This window comes from Kitasatospora sp. NPDC056184, from assembly GCF_042268405.1.
Lineage (GTDB): Bacteria > Actinomycetota > Actinomycetes > Streptomycetales > Streptomycetaceae > Kitasatospora.
This window is the reverse complement of the sequence record NZ_JBHJUI010000002.1, coordinates 59294-77035: the sequence shown is the minus strand read 5'-3', so window position 1 is coordinate 77035 and position 17742 is coordinate 59294. Positions and strand designations below refer to the sequence as shown.

The 17742-nt window shown below is 74.3% G+C and carries 15 protein-coding genes, 1 pseudogene and 1 riboswitch; of the genes and pseudogenes, 4 read left to right on the top strand and 12 right to left on the bottom strand.

Annotated elements, in window-relative coordinates:
* Together ACFC0B_RS05420 and ACFC0B_RS05415 are read right to left on the bottom strand one after the other, a co-directional pair.
* On the bottom strand, positions 1-1034 hold a 1034-nt coding region (locus ACFC0B_RS05420), incomplete at its 3' end, for a C40 family peptidase (RefSeq protein ID WP_376082568.1).
* Positions 1035-1258: 224 nt separating this feature from the next.
* Complete coding sequence (locus ACFC0B_RS05415) at positions 1259-2104, bottom strand: SDR family NAD(P)-dependent oxidoreductase (protein WP_376082565.1); 846 nt, start codon at positions 2102-2104, stop codon at positions 1259-1261.
* An 89-nt stretch (positions 2105-2193) separates the two neighbouring features.
* On the opposite strand from ACFC0B_RS05415, the gene ACFC0B_RS05410 reads away from it, so the two are divergent.
* On the top strand, positions 2194-2658 hold the full coding sequence (locus ACFC0B_RS05410; RefSeq protein WP_376082563.1) for a MarR family winged helix-turn-helix transcriptional regulator: 465 nt from the start codon (positions 2194-2196) through the stop codon (positions 2656-2658).
* A gap of 98 nt (positions 2659-2756) precedes the next feature.
* On the top strand, positions 2757-4538 hold the full coding sequence (locus tag ACFC0B_RS05405; RefSeq protein ID WP_376082560.1) for a SpoIIE family protein phosphatase: 1782 nt from the start codon (positions 2757-2759) through the stop codon (positions 4536-4538).
* A 210-nt stretch (positions 4539-4748) separates the two neighbouring features.
* On the opposite strand, the gene ACFC0B_RS05400 is transcribed toward ACFC0B_RS05405, so the two are convergent.
* From ACFC0B_RS05400 to ACFC0B_RS05390, 3 genes are all read right to left on the bottom strand, one after another.
* On the bottom strand, positions 4749-5942 hold the full coding sequence (locus ACFC0B_RS05400; RefSeq protein WP_376082558.1) for a trans-sulfuration enzyme family protein: 1194 nt from the start codon (positions 5940-5942) through the stop codon (positions 4749-4751).
* A 127-nt stretch (positions 5943-6069) separates the two neighbouring features.
* Positions 6070-7122, bottom strand: a complete 1053-nt coding sequence (gene lepB / locus ACFC0B_RS05395) for a signal peptidase I (RefSeq protein WP_376082555.1) — start codon at positions 7120-7122, stop codon at positions 6070-6072.
* Between the two features lie 114 nt (positions 7123-7236).
* On the bottom strand, positions 7237-8319 hold the full coding sequence (locus ACFC0B_RS05390) for a helix-turn-helix transcriptional regulator (protein ID WP_376082552.1): 1083 nt from the start codon (positions 8317-8319) through the stop codon (positions 7237-7239).
* A gap of 540 nt (positions 8320-8859) precedes the next feature.
* Here ACFC0B_RS05390 and ACFC0B_RS05385 point away from each other — a divergent pair.
* Positions 8860-9603 (top strand): hypothetical protein, encoded by a 744-nt coding sequence (locus tag ACFC0B_RS05385; protein ID WP_376082548.1) that lies wholly within the window; start codon positions 8860-8862, stop codon positions 9601-9603.
* 127 nt (positions 9604-9730) lie between these two features.
* Here the strand turns inward: ACFC0B_RS05385 and ACFC0B_RS05380 are convergent, their stop codons facing one another.
* From ACFC0B_RS05380 to ACFC0B_RS05370, 3 genes are all read right to left on the bottom strand, one after another.
* Positions 9731-10096 (bottom strand): hypothetical protein, encoded by a 366-nt coding sequence (locus ACFC0B_RS05380; RefSeq protein WP_376082546.1) that lies wholly within the window; start codon positions 10094-10096, stop codon positions 9731-9733.
* A gap of 140 nt (positions 10097-10236) precedes the next feature.
* Positions 10237-11403, bottom strand: a complete 1167-nt coding sequence (locus ACFC0B_RS05375; protein WP_376082542.1) for a magnesium and cobalt transport protein CorA — start codon at positions 11401-11403, stop codon at positions 10237-10239.
* A 368-nt stretch (positions 11404-11771) separates the two neighbouring features.
* Positions 11772-11954, bottom strand: a riboswitch (M-box (ykoK) riboswitch).
* A gap of 114 nt (positions 11955-12068) precedes the next feature.
* Positions 12069-13049, bottom strand: a complete 981-nt coding sequence (locus ACFC0B_RS05370; RefSeq protein ID WP_376082539.1) for a RimK family alpha-L-glutamate ligase — start codon at positions 13047-13049, stop codon at positions 12069-12071.
* A 192-nt stretch (positions 13050-13241) separates the two neighbouring features.
* On the opposite strand from ACFC0B_RS05370, the gene ACFC0B_RS05365 reads away from it, so the two are divergent.
* A complete protein-coding gene (locus tag ACFC0B_RS05365) occupies positions 13242-14858 on the top strand; it encodes an ABC-F family ATP-binding cassette domain-containing protein (RefSeq protein ID WP_376082536.1) in 1617 nt (538 codons plus the stop codon).
* Positions 14859-14974: 116 nt separating this feature from the next.
* On the opposite strand, the pseudogene ACFC0B_RS05360 reads toward ACFC0B_RS05365, so the two are convergent.
* The 4 genes and pseudogenes from ACFC0B_RS05360 to ACFC0B_RS05345 all read right to left on the bottom strand — a co-directional run.
* Positions 14975-15263: pseudogene (locus ACFC0B_RS05360) on the bottom strand (SAM-dependent methyltransferase); the annotation flags it as partial.
* A 34-nt stretch (positions 15264-15297) separates the two neighbouring features.
* Positions 15298-15711 (bottom strand): VOC family protein, encoded by a 414-nt coding sequence (locus ACFC0B_RS05355; RefSeq protein ID WP_376082535.1) that lies wholly within the window; start codon positions 15709-15711, stop codon positions 15298-15300.
* Positions 15712-15822: 111 nt separating this feature from the next.
* Entirely contained in the window at positions 15823-16647 is an 825-nt protein-coding gene (locus tag ACFC0B_RS05350) for a hypothetical protein (protein ID WP_376082533.1), read from the bottom strand.
* Between the two features lie 280 nt (positions 16648-16927).
* Positions 16928-17593, bottom strand: a complete 666-nt coding sequence (locus ACFC0B_RS05345) for a lysophospholipid acyltransferase family protein (protein WP_376082531.1) — start codon at positions 17591-17593, stop codon at positions 16928-16930.
* Between the last annotated feature and the right edge of the window lie 149 nt (positions 17594-17742).

Below are 17742 nucleotides of genomic sequence, written 5' to 3'. Positions count from 1 at the left end.
ACACTGCCGCCGCTGGACACCTCACGGCCCCACGCCTTGCAGTACACGTAGTTCGTCCCCTGGTACAGCGTCCCCGTGCTCACCGTCGAGGTCGGGGAACCGAACACCGGCGCGTTGGCGAAGGTGTCCACCCAGAACTTGCCGGTGGCGGGCGCGCCGCCTCCGCCGCCCGGGCAGTCGGGGACGGTGGTGCCGTTGTTGTCCTTGGCGGTGTCGTTGCCCCACCGCGACAGGTAGAACGCCGACACCCACTGACCGCTGGAGCCGACGTCCGGGTCCGTCTTCAGCCACCAGTGGTTGACACTGCCGCCGCTGGACACCTCACGGCCCCACGCCTTGCAGTACACGTAGTTCGTCCCCTGGTACAGCGTCCCCGTGCTCACCGTCGAGGTCGGAGAACCGAACACCGGCGCGTTGGCGAAGGTGTCCACCCAGAACTTGCCGGAGCCCGACGGCGGCGTGGTCGGCGTGGTCGGTGGCGTGGTGGAGGAGCCGCCGGCCCCGTAGAGCCGGATGGCGCCGTAGTAGTCGCCGTGCGAGGAGAGCGGCGCGACCTGGACGTAGCCGCCGGAGTAGGGGGCCTCGACGATCCAGCCCTGCCCGAGGTACATCGCGACGTGGTGGATGGTGGCGGCGGTGTTGCCGAAGTACACCAGGTCGCCGGGGAGCAGCGGCGCGGTCCCGTCCGCCCGGTAGTACCGGGCGACGGCTCTGGAGGTCGGCCACTGGGTGCGGGTGGTGCCGTTGATGACGTCCTCGCCGACCGCCAGGGAGTAGGCGTAGCGGACCATGCCGGAGCAGTCCAGGCCGCGGACGTTGCAGTCGTTCGGCGCGCCGTTGGCGGGGTCGCAGAGCCCGTAGGTCGGGCCGGGCCTGCTGCCGTGGCCGCCGCCCCAGGAGTAGGGGGTGCCGATCAGCCCGCAGGCGGAGCGGACGGCGTCGTTCGCCTGCGGCGCCGCGCCGGTGGAGAGCACTCCGCAGGCGGGCGCCGCCCGGGCGGCTTCGGCACCGATGAAGAACACTCCGACCGACACGAACAGCGACAGCAGCGCCGCCCACCGTAATGGGGCGATCAGCCGACGCGAGAGAGGGTTTACGCGCGTAGTCATAGCCAGGAATCGTTCCAGCGGCGGTGACGGCGCGTCAATGATCATTAGGTGAACATGACGACACCTGCTTCACATCTCCCACCCGAGCCGCCCACCGCGACCCGCCCGGGCCGTGCCGGCCGGCACGACACGACCCGGCCGGCGCGGGTTCAGGCCACCCAGCCGGCCGTGAGGTGCTGGACGGCGGAGCCGTCGAGGTCGGCGAGCTTGGCGGCGACGAAGGCCCGGGCCCGGTCGGAGGTCTGCAGCCGGAACGGCGGCCGGTCGGCGGTGAGCGCGGCGACCACGGTCTCGGCGGCCTCCTCCGGGGTCTGCGCCTGGTCGAAGGCGGCCCGGGTGCGGGCCGCGTACGCGTCCAGGGCCGGCGCGTACGGGCCGGCGGCGGCCAGCAGGGCGGGCAGGTCGATGCCCTGGCTGGCGACGAACTCGCTGGCCACCGCGCCGGGTTCGACGACCGAGACGGCGACGCCGACGGTGGCGGCGACCGGGGCGAGCGACTCCATGAACCCCTCGACGGCGAACTTGGCGGCGCAGTAGGCCTCGTTGAAGGGCTGACCGACCACACCGCCGACGCTGGTCACGGTGACCACCCGGCCGCCGGTGGCCCGCAGGTGCGGCAGGGCGGCCCGGGTCACCTCGACCACGCCGAAGAAGTTGACCTCCATGACCTCGCGGACGGGGGCGAGCCCGTCCCGCTCGACGGTGCCGACCCGCCCGGCGCCCGCGTTGTTGACCACGGCGTCCAGCCGGCCGTGCCGGTCGAGCACGACCGCCAGGCACTCGGCGACGGAGGCGGCGTCGGTGACGTCGAGCCGGGCGACCTCGGTCCGGTCGGCGACGCCCGCCGCCTCGGCGGTCCTGAGCAGGGCGCCGGAGCGCCGGGGGTCGCGCATGGTGGCGACGACGCGGAAGCCCGCGCGGGCGGCGGCCACCGCTGCGGCGAGGCCGATGCCGCTGGAGGTGCCGGTGATGAGGACGGTCCGGTCGACGGCCATGAGGCCTCCTTCGGGCTGGCATTTGTGTGCGTGCACACACACCCTAGCAATATGTGTGCGCGCACACGCACAAAGGTAGGCTGATCGGCATGGCGCAGCGCACCGACCTCACCCTGGGAGACCTCACCGCCCGCGACCACGCCTTCTACGGCCTGGTCTGGGCCGGCACCACCCTGAGCACCCGGGTCGACCAGGCCCTCGTCCGGGCCCACGACCTGCCGCTCTCCTGGTTCGAGGTGATGCTCTGGCTGCGCGCCCAGGAGCAGCCGGTGGCCGCCTCCGACCTGGGCGCCAAGACGCTGCTCAGCCGCAGCCAGGTCTCCCGGGTCGCCGACGCCCTCCAGGCGCGCGGCCTGGTCGAGCGCGCCCCCTCCCCCACCGATGCCCGCTCGGTGCGGATCGCGCTGACCCCGGAGGGCCGGCAGCTGTTCGCCGCCGCCGACGCGACCCGCCGCGCGGCGCTCGCCGAGGCCTTCGACGACCGCCTCGACGACGCCGACATCGCCGCGCTGGAGGCCGTCTGGGCCAAGCTCAAGCGCCCCTCCGGGGCTTGATCACCCGGTCGCGCGGTCGCACTACCGGAAGTCCGCCGGGTGGTCAAGCATGGACCACCCCGTGGGCGTGGCGCGCCCCGGGGCGTGATCATGGACCCATGCGGTTCTGGCGCGGCAGACGCGGCAAGGGCGGCACCCCGGCGGGCGCGGACGACACGGCGCTCACGGCGGCGGCCGCGGCACTCGCCGGGAGCGCCGGAACCACCACGGACGGTGATCGCCCGAACCTTCCGGGTGAGCTGGTCGGCGCCCTGCCGGCCGGAGTGGCGCTGCTCGACGCGAAGCTGCGCTGGCTGTACCTGAACCCGGCGTTCACCGCGGCCACCGGCCTGCGCCGGGCCGACCTGCTGGGCCGGCCGGCACAGGCCACGGCGTTCGCGGGCGCCATCGGCACGCTGCGCCGGGTCCTGGCCGACGGGCGGGACCGCGAGTGCACCACCGGCGCGCCGGACGCTCCGGGCGCGCCGGTGCCGTCCGGTCTGCGGGTGCGCTACCGGCCGCTGACCGCCGAGGGCCGCGTCACCGGTGTGGTGGTCGTGGTGCTGGACGACCCCGACCCGGTCCAGGAGCTGCGGCGCGAGCTGGCCCGGGCCCGGACCCGGCTGGCCCTCCTGGAGGCCGCCGCCGAGCGGATCGGCACCACCCTGGACGTCGACACCACCTGCGCCGAGCTGGCCGCGTTCGCCGTTCCCCGGCTGGCCGGGCTGGCCACCGTCGACGTCCTGCCGCCGGACGCCGAAGCCCGCACCGGCCGGACACCGGGGCGGCGCTTCCACCGGGCCGGGCTCGGCTGCGCGGACGGACTGCGGACGGCCGTGGACCGGCTGCCCCGCCCCGGCGAGTCGGTGCGCCACCGGGAGGGTTCGGTGGCCGCCCGCGCCCTGGCCTCCGGGGTCGCCGTGCTGATCGCGCCGCGCACCGCCGAGGAGCTGGCCGCGGCGGCGCCCGACCAGGCCTCGGCCGCCGCGTACCGGGCCGCCGGGGTGACCTCGCTGCTGGTGGTGCCGCTCACCGCGCGCGGCCGGCTGATCGGACTGCTGACGCTGGCCCGCACCGCCGGCTCCCCCGGCTTCGGGCCGGACGACGCCGTGCTGGTCGGCGACCTCGCCGCACGGGCCGCCACCGGCATCGACAACGCGCGCCGTTACAGCCGTTCCCAGGGCATCGCGCTCGACCTCCAGCGGGCGCTGCTCAGCGAGCCGGGCCACCCCCACCAGAACCTCGAACTCGCCTCCCGCTACCGGCCCTCCGGCACCAGCTCGGTGGTCGGCGGCGACTGGTACGAGACCGTCCGGCTGCCGTTCGGGCGGACGCTGCTGGTCATGGGCGACGTGATGGGCCACGGCGTCGAGGCGGCCGTCGACATGAGCAACTACCGCGCCACCCTGCGCGACGTCGCCGGGACGGACCTGCCGCCGCACCGGATCCTGCGCCAGCTGGACGCCGTCATCGCCGCCAACGAGTCCGCCCGTCCGGCCACCTGTCTGCTCGCCCTCGCCGACCCGGGCCGGGGCCGGTGGACGTTCTCCAGCGCGGGCCACCTCCCGCCGGCCCTCATCGCGCCCGGCCGGCCCACCGAGCTGCTGCGGATCCCCACCGGGCCGCCGCTCGGCACCGGGTTCGGCGGCTACGAGCAGACCGGCCGCGACCTGCTGCCGGGCGAGACCCTGCTGCTGTACACGGACGGCCTGGTGGAGCGGCGCGGCGAGGACATCGACGCCTCGCTGGCCCGCCTCGCCGCCCTGCGGCTGCCGGCCGCCGGGCCGCTGGACGAGCTGCTGGACGCGGCGCTGCGCGGCCTCGGCCCGGGGCCCGGGAGCCCGGCCGAGGACGACATCGCCGTCCTGGCGGCCCGGCCCCGGACGCGGGCGCGGGCGTAGGGCCGGTCGCCCCGATCACGCGCGTCCCTGCCCGCGGGGCGCGGGGCGCGGCGCGGGCGGTGCGGCCCCGGAGCCCGAGCCCGGTCGGAGGCGGCTCCGACTCCGTGCGCCGCACCGTGGCCGCTGTCCGCTGTCCGCTGTCCGCTGTCCGCTGTCCGCTGTCCGCTGTCCGCGGAGCGTCCCACGACGCCGGAAAGCTCTCCGACCCGCTCAGAGCGCGGCCAGGGCCTGCTCCAGATCGGCCCAGAGGTCCTCGGGGTGCTCGATGCCGACCGAGACCCGTACCGTTCCCGGGCCGATGCCGGCCGCGGTGAGCTCGGTGTCGGACAGCTGGCGGTGGGAGGTGCTGGCCGGGTGGATCACCAGGGTGTGCACGCCGCCGAGCGAGGGGGCGAGCGAGGCGAGGCGGACCGCGCCCACGAAGGTCCGGGCGGCCTCCCGTCCGCCGGCCAGGTCGAAGGCGAACACCCCGCCCTGGCCGTCCGGGAGCAGCCGGCGGGCCCGCTCGTGGTCCGGGTGGCCGGGCAGCCCCGGGTGGTGGACGGCCGTGACCGCCGGGTGGGCGGCGAGCCGGCCGGCCAGGTCGAGCGCGGACTCGCTGTGCCGCCGCATCCGCAGACCCAGGGTCTGCATCCCCCGCAGGGTCAGCCAGGCGGCGAACGGGTCGAGCGCCGCGCCCTGCTCCAGCCCGTGGTGCCAGACCCGGTGGTGGAGTTCCGGGTCGGCGAAGACGGCGAGCCCGGCCAGCACGTCGGAGTGGCCGCCGAGGTACTTGGTGGCGGAGTGGATCACGATGTCGGCGCCGTGCTCGATCGGGCGGCAGAGCAGCGGCGTGGCGAAGGTGTTGTCCACCACGCTCAGGACACCGGCCTCGCGGGCCGCGCCGATCAGCGCCGGCAGGTCCGTGACGCGGGCGGTGGGGTTGGAGACGGTCTCCAGGTGCAGCAGGCGGGTGGTCGGCCGCAGGGCGGCGCGCACCTCGTCCGGGTCGTCGCCGCTCACGTGGGTGACCGAGACGCCCCAGCGCGCCGCCAGGTCGGCGAGCGTCGCGAAGGTGCCGCCGTACAGGCGCTGCTGGGCGATCACGTGGTCGCCGGAGCGCAGCAGCGCGAGCAGCACGGTGGTGATCGCGCCCATGCCGGAGGAGGCGGCCAGCGCACCGGTGCCGCCCTCCAGGTCGGCCACCGCGCGCTCCAGCGAGCGGACCGTCGGGTTGCCGTGCCGGCTGTAGAGGAACGCCTTGTCCGGGCTGCCGAAGGCGTCCGCGAGCGTGTCGCTGTCGGGGAAGGCGAAGACGTGGCCCTGGTGCAGCGGCGTGCCCAGCGGGCGGCTGCCGGCCACCTCCTCGACGGGCGGGTGGACGATCCGGCTCTCGGGCCGCAGCGTGCGGTGGTAGTCGCTCATGCCGCTCATGCTGGACCGGGGCGGCGGGAGCGGAACAGGTCCAATCCCGCCCCGGTGGCCTCGAACCACGGCCCCGGGGCGGAGCCGGTGCCGGCTCCCCACCGCCTGCCCTCCGTGGTCAGTACAGCTAGGCCTGCTCGGTCCGCTCGGAACCCTCGGCCCGCCTGGTCCGGCGCCGCTGCCAGAGCGCGAACGGCACGGCCGCCGCCACCGCGGCGGCTTCCGGCGCGGCCGGACCGGCGGGGTCGACCGGACGGTCGCCGCTCTGGAGCCCTCCGCCGGACGCGAGGCCCTTCTGCCCGAAGGTGTCCGGCACCGGCAGGGTGTCCCAGCGCGACAGCGGCCAGGCGATCACGAACGCCCGGCCGATCACGTTCTTCACCGGGACGAAGCCGCCGCCCGGCTCGTTGACGTGGAAGCGCGAGTCGCGCGAGTCGTTGCGGTGGTCGCCCATCACCCACAGGTGGTCCTTGGGGACGGTCACCTCACCCACCGGCGCGTCGTCGCACGGCGTCGCCCCCGGGAACAGGTACGGCTCGTCCAGGGCCACCCCGTTGACCTTGACCGGGCTGCCCTGCCGGCACTCGACGGTGTCGCCGCCGACCGCGATCACCCGCTTGATCAGGTCCTTCTCGTTGTCGGACGGCAGCAGGCCCACGGTGCCGAGCACCGTGCGGAGACCCTCGACGAGGGCGTTGCCCTTCTCCCTCGGCACCTCGTCCAGCCAGCCGCCCGGGTCCTTGAACACGACCACCTCACCGCGCTCCGGCTCGGCGCCGAACCACGGGGTGAACTTGTCGACCAGGACCCGGTCGTTCTTCTCCAGCGTGTGCTGCATCGACCCGGAGGGGATGGAGAACGCCTGGACGAAGAAGGTCTTGATGCCCAGTGAGAGCAGCAGGGCGATGACGACGAGGATCGGCAGCTCCTGCCAGAGCGGCCGTTTCTTCTTCACCTTCGCCGTCTTCCGGCCCCCGCCCTCCTCACTGCCGCCCTCGGCCTCCCCACCACCGTCGGCCGCGCCCTCGCCGCCCGCCCCGGGAGCCTCCGGCGCCGCGAGGCCGACCGGACCCGTGGCGCCGCCCGCCGCACCGCCCGGCGCTCCCGGACCGTCCGCCGGACCCGTGCCCGCACCGGCCTCACCGCTGCCCGCCGAACCCGCGCTCTCCTCGATGCTCATCCCTGGCCCCCTCCGGACGGCCCGGCGGGCCCCGCCGCGGGACCCCCCGTAGTCAGCTAACGAACGGTGGTTCCCGCCGACCCGTCAGAACGTACACCCGCGGCCCCTCCGCTCCTACGCCGTCCCACCGCCGAGCATGATCCGCGCGACCAGCTCCCGGCGGCTGGCCACCCCGGCCTTGGCGAACACCGACTTCAGGTGGTCCTGCACGGTGTACGGCTTCATCGCCAGCAGCCGCGACACGTCCCGGGTGTCGCACCCGCGCACCAGCAGCAGCGCCACCTCCTGCTCACGCGCCGTCAGCCCGTACGCGGAGAGGTAGAGCGGCATCGCGTCGGCGGGCGTGGCCGGGGCCGCGACCACCGTCACCTCGCCCTCGCTGCCGCCCTTCAGGGGCGAGCCGTGCAGCACGTACCAGCGGCCCTCGCTGTCCTGCACCCGGATCTTCGACTGCGGCACGGCCAGGCCGCGCGCCGCCCGGCGGGCCTGCTCCGCGGCCACCGCGAACGCCGTCGGCACGCCGAGCGAGGTCCGGCTGGGGTCGGCCAGCCGGTCGAGCAGCTCCTCCGCCGGACCGGAGAGCGCGAGCGGCCGGTTCGCCGGACCGAGCACCACCACGGCCGGGCCCTCGTCCTCCGGACCGCCGCCCGGCTCCGTCTCCCGGCGGCCGTCCGCGCCGACCGGCGGCACGTGGCAGGCGCGCAACGCGTTGCCCAGATGGCGCGCGGCCAGGTCCGCGAGCTCCCGCTGCTGGGCCAGGAACGGCCCCCGGTCGGCCGCCCGCATGAACGCCGCGCAGCCCCACATCCCCCCGTGCGCGTCGAACACCGCCCGCAGTTCGTCGCCGAACCCGGCCGGGGCGATCATCTCGCGGAACCGCACGCTGTCCGCCGGCCGGCCCCCGGTCACCCGGCTGAGCGTCTCCGCGCGGACGCCGCTGCGGCGGATCGCGGGAAAGGTCGCCACGTCGTCCGCCCACACCTCCAGGTGCACGGCGGTCTCGAACTCCGTCAGGCTGAGGTCGTCGCTCAGCACCGAGGTCACCAGCCCGGTCGCCGGGTCCGCCGAGTGCCAGCAGACCGCGTCGTACTCCAGGAGCGTGCGCAGCAGTTCGTCGGCTCTGCGGAACACCTTCTCGGCCGTCAGCCCCGCCCCGGCGAGTTCCCGGAGCCCCTCCATCGCCTGCTGCGCCGCCACCCCACGTGCTCCACGTGATCCCATGGTCCGGGAAATTAGCAGGCACACCGACCACCGGCCCATGCGCCGACAGGCGGATCCGCCCTCCGCCTCCGGGCGGGCGCCCCGCGCCGCCGTCTCATCCTCGTGAAGGTCCGAACCACCCGCGACCGCGCCGCCACGGGCCTTGACACGGGCCGTCCCCTGGACAGGGGCGCCCCATATTCTGATTGTTCGTCATATCAACTATCTGCCATAGAAGATCGATCTCAGTTCGAGTGCGCCACCGATACCGACACCGGCGAGCATCGCGCCGGCGCCGAACGTCGGCTCCACTGCCCGACCGTTCGATCTGCAGCCCATGGGCGTCCCAAGACACCCTTCACACGCGATGACCTCGCAGCGAATCCGCCGTATGAGAAACGCTTTCCGGTCAACCATCGAGAAACGACGCCGCCGAGACCTCCGGTACCGGCAACGTTCGGGTCCCATGCGAAGGTCGCTCCCCCATCGAACGACAACCGCCACACCTTCCATGCACGTCAACGGGCAGGAGGAGCAGTGAAGGACACCGGTTCGGAGCCACGGCCGCACATCACCGAGCAGCACAACTACGGCGCCGGCGCCTTTGTCGGCGGTGACAACCACGGCGAGATCCGCATCGAGGCGGTCGACGGGAAGACCAAGGCTCTGCTCGGGAAGATCTCCAAGGACTCTCCGGCCCTGGCCGAGCTCCTCAGAGAGGCTCTGGACGACGGGGTGATCTCTCCCGACACTGCGCTTCTGCTCGCAATGGCATCGCGCCATATCAATGAGGACGTCGCCCACACGCTCTGGCAAGCCGCCAAACGCATCAACGAAGATGTCGCCGGGATGCTCGTCAACGCGAGCCACAGCATCAACCAGGACGTGGCTGAGCAGCTGTCCGGGACTGCACACACCCTGATGACCGCTGCCTCGCGGCTCGACATCAACGAGCTCGACAGGATTGCCGGCCGCATCGAGCTCACGGTCGGCTCGGGACGCGCTTCCGTTGGCCTCACCGACCTGGTCACGCGCCTTGAGAAAGGTCTTGGTTCCCTCGACCAACTGGTCAGGGACACGGAGAGACTGCAGGCCGCGGACAGGTCTCTCGGCAGGATCGAGGAGGTGGGAAACGTGCTTACCGGCGTGACCGCACGGATCGAGGCTACGATCACTCCGCCTCCGCCGAAGATCCTTCCGGACCACAGGGCGCGAGTCGTCGCTTTCTTCTGGGGCCTCGGAGTCGGCGCAGCCTTCATCCTCTATCTCGTGAACCGTTGAACCGGGCCGGCCAACAGCCCGGCAGCCCGTGTCGCGGCCGTCCTCAACCGTTTCGGGGCCATCAGCCCGACCAGAACAGATCGCCGTCGAACCGGCGACGTCCGCCCGACCTCGGGCGGACGGCCGGTCAGTCAGAGCCGCCGTGGTTGATCGTCAGGCTGCCGTGGTTGTCACCGCCGATGAACAGGCCGCTGCCGGTGTTGTGCTGGTTGAACACCGTAGTTCCCGTAGCGGTCAGGGCCATGAACTCCGGGATCGCCTCCGGGTGGGAGTCGAGGTGTGCTCGGATCAGAGAGGTCAGGCGCGTCACAAGCTCCTCCGAGCCGATCTCCCGGTCGCTGAAAACAGCGATCAAGGCTTCCCGCTCGGCAGGGGTGCCCCGGTGTACGAGCTCGCGGACCTTCATCCCGGCCCAGGCCAGACCCCCTGTGACGGCCCCACTGACCAGGGCCACAGCCGAGCCGGTCGCGACCTCTCCAACAACGTCGGGCAAGCTCACAGTTTGTTGACCCCCTCCGCGAGACGACGTGAGGCTCCAAACTACCGCTGCGGCTACACCCGGGCGATACCTTCCGCCACCGCCGGTCGTCGCGGGGTGTCCGAAGGCCGACGACCGGCGGCACTCATTCGCCTCTACAGCCAGTCGCGGCGCTTGAAGATCAGGTAGAGGCTGGTGCAGACCAGGGCCATCAGGGCGATCGCGAAGGGGTAGCCGAAGGCCCAGTGCAGTTCCGGCATGGTGTCGAAGTTCATGCCGTAGACGGTGCCGATCAGGGTCGGGGCGAAGAGGATGGCCGCCCAGGAGGAGATCTTCTTGATCTCGTCGTTCTGGGCGTGGCCGGCCTCGGCGAGCTGCTTCATCTCCTCGTTCTGCCGCTGCGAGACCAGGGTGGCGTTGACGGTGAGGATGTTCTGCAGCATCTGCCGGAAGCCGTCGACCCGCTCGGCGGCGTAGGTGGCGTGGTCGGCGACGTCGCGCAGGTAGCGCTGGAGCTCCTCGTCGGTGCCGTACTTGCCGAAGCCGGCCTCCAGGCTCCGCATGATCTCCAGCAGCGGCCGGGTGGCGCGCTGGAACTCGATGACCTCGCGGGAGAGTTCGTAGATGCGCCGGGACACCTGCGGGTCACCGCCGAACACCTCGGTCTCGATCTCGTCGATGTCGTGCTGGAGGCCCGCGATGACCGGGGCGTAGCCGTCGACGACGGCGTCGAGGACGGCGTAGAGCACGGCCTCGGGACCGAGCGCCAGCAGCTCCGGGTCGGCCTCCAGGCGGCGGCGGACGGCGGAGAGGTCGGGGGCCTGGGAGTGGCGGACGGTGAGGACGAAGTCGGGGCCGACGAAGAGGTGGATCTCGCCGAAGTCGACCTCCTCCACGTCGTCCAGGTAGCGGGCGGCGCGCAGCACCACGAACAGGGTGTCGCCGTAGCGCTCCAGCTTGGGGCGCTGGTGGGCGACGATGGCGTCCTCGACCGCCAGCTCGTGCAGGTTGAACCGCTCGGCGGCCTCCAGCAGCTGGGCCTCGGCGGGGCGGTAGAGCCCGATCCAGGCCATGGTGCCGGGCTTGCCCGGCAGTTCGCGGTAGACGTCGGCCAGGTTGGCGGCCGACTGCACGCGGTGGCCGTCGCGGTAGACGGCCGCGTCGACGACGGAGCGCTCCAGGCTCACCGGCTCGACCGGCTGGTCCGGGCGCGGGTCCATCGAGTGCTCGGGGGCCGGCTGGACGGCGGTACCGGCCGGGGGAACGGGACGGGTGAAGGGACGCTTGCTGGCACGCACAGCGCGCACTCGCCAGTCGGACATGACGGGGTACCTCCGCGGTTCGGTGGCCGCCGCACCCGGGAACAGGGCAGGTCGCGGGGTGCGGGGCGGGCGGGAGGCGCCCGGCCGTCCTCCACCGCGCACGGCGCCCGGGCCGCGCGGGGCCGCGCCGGGTCAGCGGCGGGCGGTGCGGCGGCGGGGGTCGGGAGCGGTACGGGAGGAGGGGTGCCGGGTGCCAGGAAGAGTGGGTGGCGACATCCTGGGGCGGGGCCGACTTCGACCCGGACTACTACTGCACTCCACTGCTCTCACCTCCTCGCCGTCGGGGCGCCCGCGCGGGGTCGCCGTAACCGGGCCGCCAGGAGGCTCCACACCGCCGAGCGGGCACGCACGGGCGCACCGACGACGGGTGGGCACCCCTGAATCTCGTCAGAGCTTTGGCACGCCACGGCGTAGCGCCCCGGGATTCCGGGGTGCAGCCACTTGGGGTCACCCCTTAGGCCGGGGAGACCTGTCCTGACCCTGGGCGTCTCTCGACGTCGTGGGGTCAGTGGCCTGTGTCCATGGCGACGCCTCACCGAACGAGGTGCCTTCACAACCTCCACGAGTCTAGTACCCACCGGAGGGTTCCTTCGACCGGGGGTCCGGCGGCGTGCCACCCGGAGGCGCGCGCCGGTGACGTGCGCCCGGCGCGCGTTCTCGTGACGCTACGTCATGTTCGCGGATCGGAAGGGGGATCGGTCGGCGGGATCCAGGTGGGCCGCCACGTACGGCACGGCGACCGCCTCCAGCGCGCCGGGCGAGCCGAACGCCGGGTGGACGTTGACCTCGAAGACCACGCCTCCGCTCTCCGCCGCGAGGTCGACGGCGGCGAACGGCAGCCCGACGGCCCCGGTGGCCGCCACCGCCAGCTCCGCCAGCCCGGCGGGCAGCTCCGCCGACGACAGCGGGGTGGAGACGGCGCCGCGGGCGAGGTTGCACGGCTCGTCCGGGTCGTCCTGCACGTGCTCGACGGCGCGCAGCGCCCGCCCGTCGAGCACGGTCACCCGGTACTGGTGGCGGCGACCGTCCGCGGTGAAGTTGCGGGCGTCCCGGGCGAGCAGCCAGTCGGCGCCGGCCCTCGCGTAACACTCGGCCGCCTCGGCGAGCTGTTCGCGGGTGGTGACGTGGAAGACGTCCTGCCCGCCCATGCCGACGGCCGGGCGGGCCCAGACGTCGCCGCCGAGCCGCTCGAACACCTCGGCGGCCTCGGCGGCGGTGGGCCGGGAGAGCGTGACGGTGGGCATCTGGCGGACGCCGTGGCGGGTCAGGGCCTCCACGGTGAGCCGCTTGTCGCTGGCCGCGCGCCAGCCGTCGACGTCGGTGCCGAGGGAGCGGACGCCGTGCTCGCGCAGGGCCCGCTGGCAGTCGGCGAGCTCCTCGCGCCGGTGCGGCGGTATCTCGTACAGGAGCACCGCGCGGGCGGGCACCGCGAGGCCCTCGGCGGGGACCTCCAGGGTGATCCCGCCACCGGCACCCCGCACCCGGCCTCCGCCCGCCGGACCGGCCGGACCGCCGCTCATGAAGTGCCGCGCGTCGAGCAGCACCGGCGCCCGCCCGGTGAGCCGCAGGACGGCGGCGGCCAGCGCCTCCCGGCTGCCTTCGGTCGAGCTGTGATCGGTCATCAGAACGAGCTCGCTACGCCCCATGGGGCCATCGAACATGTCGCGGACATGCCCAGGCAAGGGCTTCCCGGAATTCCGTCCCGGGGGAAATTCGTGTGCGCCCGCCGGGCATCGCGGGTTAACCTCGGCGCCATGTCGACGCCCCGTATCTCCTAGCTGACGGACCCGCCTCCACGCCACCCGTGTGCCCGTTCGCTGTTACGGAGCGTCATCCTCTTGATCACCACCCGTGGTGTCGACGTGCGCGTCGCCGCCTGCCTGCTGCTGTCCGACGTCACCCTCCACATCGCCCCCGGCGACCGCATCGGCCTCGTGGGCCGCAACGGCGCCGGCAAGACCACCCTGCTCGCCACCCTCGCCGGGCGGCTGCGCCCCGCGGCCGGCACCGTCACCCGCACCGGCCCGGTCGGCTACCTCGCGCAGGACTCCCGCGCCGCCGACCCGAGCGTGACCGTCACCGGGCGGATCCTGTCCGCGCGCGGCCTGGACACCGCCGTCCGGGACCTGCGCGCGGCCGAGAACGCCATCGCCGAGAGCACCGTGGCCGCCGCCGGTGACGAGCGCGCCCAGCGCCGTGCCCTGGCCTCCTACACCCGGGCCGAGGCCGAGTTCCAGGCCCGCGGCGGCTACCCGGCGGAGGCCGAGGCCGCCCGGGTCGCGGCCGGCCTCGGCCTGCCCGAGCGGGTGCTCGACAGCCCGCTCGGTGCGCTCTCCGGCGGCCAGCGGCGCCGGGTCGAGCTGGCCCGGATCCTCTTCGCCGACCATGGCACCCTGCTGCTCGACGAGCCCACCAACCACCTCGACGCGGACGCCGTCCACTGGCTGCGCGGCTACCTGGCGGGCTACCCGGGCGGACTGGTGCTGATCAGCCACGACGTGCCGCTGCTCGCCGGCACCGTCAACCGGGTCTTCCACCTGGACCCGCAACGCGCCACGGTCGACGTCCACAACACCGGCTGGGACGCCTACCTGGCGCAGCGCGCGGCCGACGAGCGCCGCCGCACCCGCGAGCGGGCCAACGCCGAGCGCAAGGCCGCCGCCCTGCACGCCCAGGCCGACCGGATGCGGGCCAACGTGGCGACCGCCGTCTCCGCCCGGTCGATGGCCCGCCGGGCCGACCGGATGATCGCCGCGCTCGAACCCGTCCGCCAGGCCGAGCGCACCGCCCGCATCCGGCTGCCGGAGCCGGCGCCCTGCGGCCGGATGCCGCTCGGCGCGATCGGCCTCGCCAAGTCCTACGGCGGGCGCGCCGTGCTCGACGGGCTCGACCTCGCCGTCGACCGCGGCAGCCGGCTCGTCGTGCTGGGCCCCAACGGGGCGGGCAAGACCACGCTGCTGCGGATCCTGGCCGGCCGGGAGGCCGCGGACGGCGGGCGCGTCGTCCCCGGGCCGGGACTGCGGCTCGGCTACTTCGCCCAGGAGCACGACACCCTGGACCCGGACCGCACCGTCCGGGAGAACCTCGCCGCGGCCGCGCCGGGGCTCGGCGACGGTGACGTGCGGCACGTGCTCGGCGCGTTCCTGTTCCGCGGCGACGACGCCGACAAGCCCGCCGGGGTGCTGTCCGGCGGCGAGAAGACCAGGCTGGCCCTGGCCGGTCTGGTCCACTCGGGTGCCAACGTGCTGCTGCTCGACGAGCCGACCAACAACCTCGACCCGGCCTCGCGGACCGAGGTGCTGGCGGCGGTGGGCGGCTACCCGGGCGCGATCGTGCTGGTCACCCACGACCCGGGGGCGATCGAGGCGCTGCGGCCGGACCGGGTCCTGCTGCTGCCCGGCGGGGACGAGGACCTGTGGAGCGAGGACTACCTCGACCTGGTCGCCGCCGGCTGACGTCCCCTCCCCGAGTCGCGTGAGGGTCTCCGGGCGGCGTCAGGGCTTGCGGGGCCTCGATGAGGAACCGGGCGGAGTGGGCCGCGAACGGCCTCTCCGCCCGGATCAGGGCGTCCAGCACCGAGCGGGTGGAGCACCGCGGTCGCCCTGGCGACGTTCGGCGGCCACCCCTCGGTGGCGGCCACCGTCCGCGGGAAGCGGTCCGCCACCCCCGCGAGCACCCTCCCCGCCGCCGGTCTGCACGTCCAGCGCCGCCGAGGCGAGCGCCGGCCGCTCCCCCAGCAGCCGCTGGTAGCCCCAGGACGGGCGCTCCTCGGTGGCCCGGCCGTCCAGCCAGGAGACGTCCCATCCGTCGACCGGGGCCTGGGCGGCCTCGCCCACCAACCACTCGAACGTACGCTCCACACCGCCCGTCCTGCCCCGTCCGCCTCGGCGGCGCCTACAGCTGGGCGGCGATCAGTTCGTTGCCGTAGAGGTCCCGGAAGTGCAGCGAGCGGCCCGGCCCGCCGTCCGGCACGCCGGGCCGGGTGGGCACGCCCAGCCGCGCCAGCCGGGCCGCCACCCGGTCGAGGTCGTCCGTGTGGAGCACCAGCAGCGGCATGCCGCCCGTCTGGCGCCCCACCACCGCCCGGGCGTCCGCGGACTCGGCCGGCATCAGCCACAGCCCCGCCCCCGCCCCGCCCGCCGGCCCCACGTGCAGCAGCCGGTACCCGTCGAGGTCCCCGTCGAAGAGGACGGTGAAGCCGAGGCCGTCCCGGTAGAAGGCGAGCGCCGCCTCGGCGTCCTCGACCAGCACCACCGTGCGGCCGATCGCCGTGAACAGCCCTGTCGTAACGTCGTGTTCGTCGTCCATGCCGCGACCGTAGACCACCCCACCGACACCGGACCGGACGCCGTCCTCCCACCTGGCACCGGCCCGGCGTCCCCCGACGGCCTCCTTCCCCGCGCCGGTTGTGCCCGCCGGTCAGGGTGTCGTGCAGAACACCGAGGCCGCGAGGGTGCGAGGTCCGTCCGACCCGTTCGTCCCCTGGACCGTCCAGCCGGTCGCCGTCGGGCCCGATCCGTTCAACAAGGCGTCGAGGCCGATGGATCCGCCGCCGCCGGTCGGCACCTGCCCGGCGGGGCACTCCGCATGGGCCGTTCCCACCGCTCCGGCCTCCACCGTGGTCCTGCCCAGCTCAAGGGCGGGCTGTGCGTCGGAGCAGACGGCAAACCCCCGGACGTACGACAGAGGGGCGTCCGGGTCGTAGTCCGTGTACTTCGCCCCCACCGACCATGCCCTGATGTTCGCCCAGTCCGACCACATGACGAACGTTCTGGGGCCGGCCTGGACCCCACCGCCCACCACGTACTGGGAGTTGCTGCAGCCGGCCCCGGGTGCCGAGTTGAAGTCCCCCGGCTGAATGGAGCCGTCCGGTCCGACGTCGTACGTGATGGTGCTGTCCGTCGTGCAGATCACCCGGGGGTGCACCGTCTGCACCTGGTCGCTGCCGTTGTAGGCCTGCACCACCCACCTGTTCCGCGCCGGGTCGGGAGCCGACTGCCTGAAGAAGACCGGGGCCAGGGGGTCGCTCTCGACCATCGCGCCTCCCCCCGTGGGGGTCGTTCCCTGCGGGCAGTACGCCGCCGCCGTCCCCTCCCTCCCGGGGTAGAGGATGATCGGGTGGCCCGGCTCCTGGGAAACGCTGCGGGTCGTCGACCTCTCGGTCCCGTCGGCCCAGGCGGGCGGGACCGCGACGGGAAGCACTGCGGCAAGGAACACACTGGCCAACAGCGCGGTGGTTCGCAAACGTCGCGTTCCGATCATTCCGACCTCCTCGTGATCTGTTCGGAGGACAGGCGTTCCCCGCCGTATGACCGGGGAGAGCGGTCATCGCCCGGATGCACCCGCTCATTCACCCGTGCGGAGAGGACGGCTTCGGCCTGGCCCCGCATGCGCGGACAGCGGGCCGTGGCGATGCCGACCGGACCGGAGCACTGAGCCGCCGGCCCTTCAGCGCGAGCCAGGACGAAGCGCATGACGCCCGCCCGACAGCGAGCCCGCACCGGGGGACGGCCGACGACCCGGTTCAGGCCGGCCGGGGCTCCCTCCCCGCCCGGCGGGCGGCGACCGTCCAGGCCGCGGTGACGGCACGGTGGGCCTCGGCGGTGGCTTCCGCGGTGTCGGCCGGCAGGTGCAGCGGGGCGCCGAGGTGGACGTGCAGGGCGGGGCGGCGGACCGGGGCGGTGGCCACGCCGGCGAGCTGTTTGAGCGGGCCGCCGGAGGTCAGTCGGCGGGATCCGGCCTGGCCGAGCGGGACGACCGGCGCGCCGGTGGCCTGCGCCAGACGGGCCAGGCCGCTGCGGAACGGGCCGGGCGGCAGCTCGCCGGAGTCGCGGCGGCGCGGCAGCCCGCCCTCGCCGTAGATCAGCACGACCCGCCCGGCCGCCAGGGCCTCGGCCGCCGCGTCGAGCGACTCCGCCGCCCGCGCGGTGCCCCGGTGGACGGCGATGTGGCCCTCCCGGCGCAGCGCCGGCCCGAGCAGCGGGACCCGCCAGAGCCCGGCCGTGGCCAGGACGACCGGCCGCGCGCCGAGCCGGTGCAGGGCGGCGAGGACGACGGCGGGGTCGGCGAGCGAGGTGTGGTTGGCCGCCACGATGCTGCCCGGTGCGGGGCGGCGGGCACCGGCGGTGTCGGAGGTGACGTGCAGGCGGCCGAAGGCGGGCAGCAGGAGGGCGGAGGCGCGGCTCAGCATGGCGGTGGTGTGGGTCCTCGGTGGCAGTGGTGCGGGTCCTGCCGACCAGTCTGCGCAGGACCGGCGGGCCACGCCTGAGTACCCGTACTCAGCAGGGTCCGGGTACCGCCCCGGGCCGCGCGCGGCCGCTCACCGCGCACGGATGGCCG

What these genes read in the sequence shown, in the direction of transcription:
- ACFC0B_RS05415 (WP_376082565.1), bottom strand. Translation starts at nt 2,104, where the DNA reads ATGGCCGTCGACCGGACCGTCCTCATCACCGGCACCTCCAGCGGCATC.
- ACFC0B_RS05410 (WP_376082563.1), top strand. Translation starts at nt 2,194, where the DNA reads ATGGCGCAGCGCACCGACCTCACCCTGGGAGACCTCACCGCCCGCGAC.
- ACFC0B_RS05405 (WP_376082560.1), top strand. Translation starts at nt 2,757, where the DNA reads ATGCGGTTCTGGCGCGGCAGACGCGGCAAGGGCGGCACCCCGGCGGGC.
- ACFC0B_RS05400 (WP_376082558.1), bottom strand. Translation starts at nt 5,942, where the DNA reads ATGAGCGACTACCACCGCACGCTGCGGCCCGAGAGCCGGATCGTCCAC.
- lepB (WP_376082555.1), bottom strand. Translation starts at nt 7,122, where the DNA reads ATGAGCATCGAGGAGAGCGCGGGTTCGGCGGGCAGCGGTGAGGCCGGT.
- ACFC0B_RS05375 (WP_376082542.1), bottom strand. Translation starts at nt 11,403, where the DNA reads ATGTCCGACTGGCGAGTGCGCGCTGTGCGTGCCAGCAAGCGTCCCTTC.
- ACFC0B_RS05370 (WP_376082539.1), bottom strand. Translation starts at nt 13,049, where the DNA reads ATGGGGCGTAGCGAGCTCGTTCTGATGACCGATCACAGCTCGACCGAA.
- ACFC0B_RS05355 (WP_376082535.1), bottom strand. Translation starts at nt 15,711, where the DNA reads ATGGACGACGAACACGACGTTACGACAGGGCTGTTCACGGCGATCGGC.
- ACFC0B_RS05345 (WP_376082531.1), bottom strand. Translation starts at nt 17,593, where the DNA reads ATGCTGAGCCGCGCCTCCGCCCTCCTGCTGCCCGCCTTCGGCCGCCTG.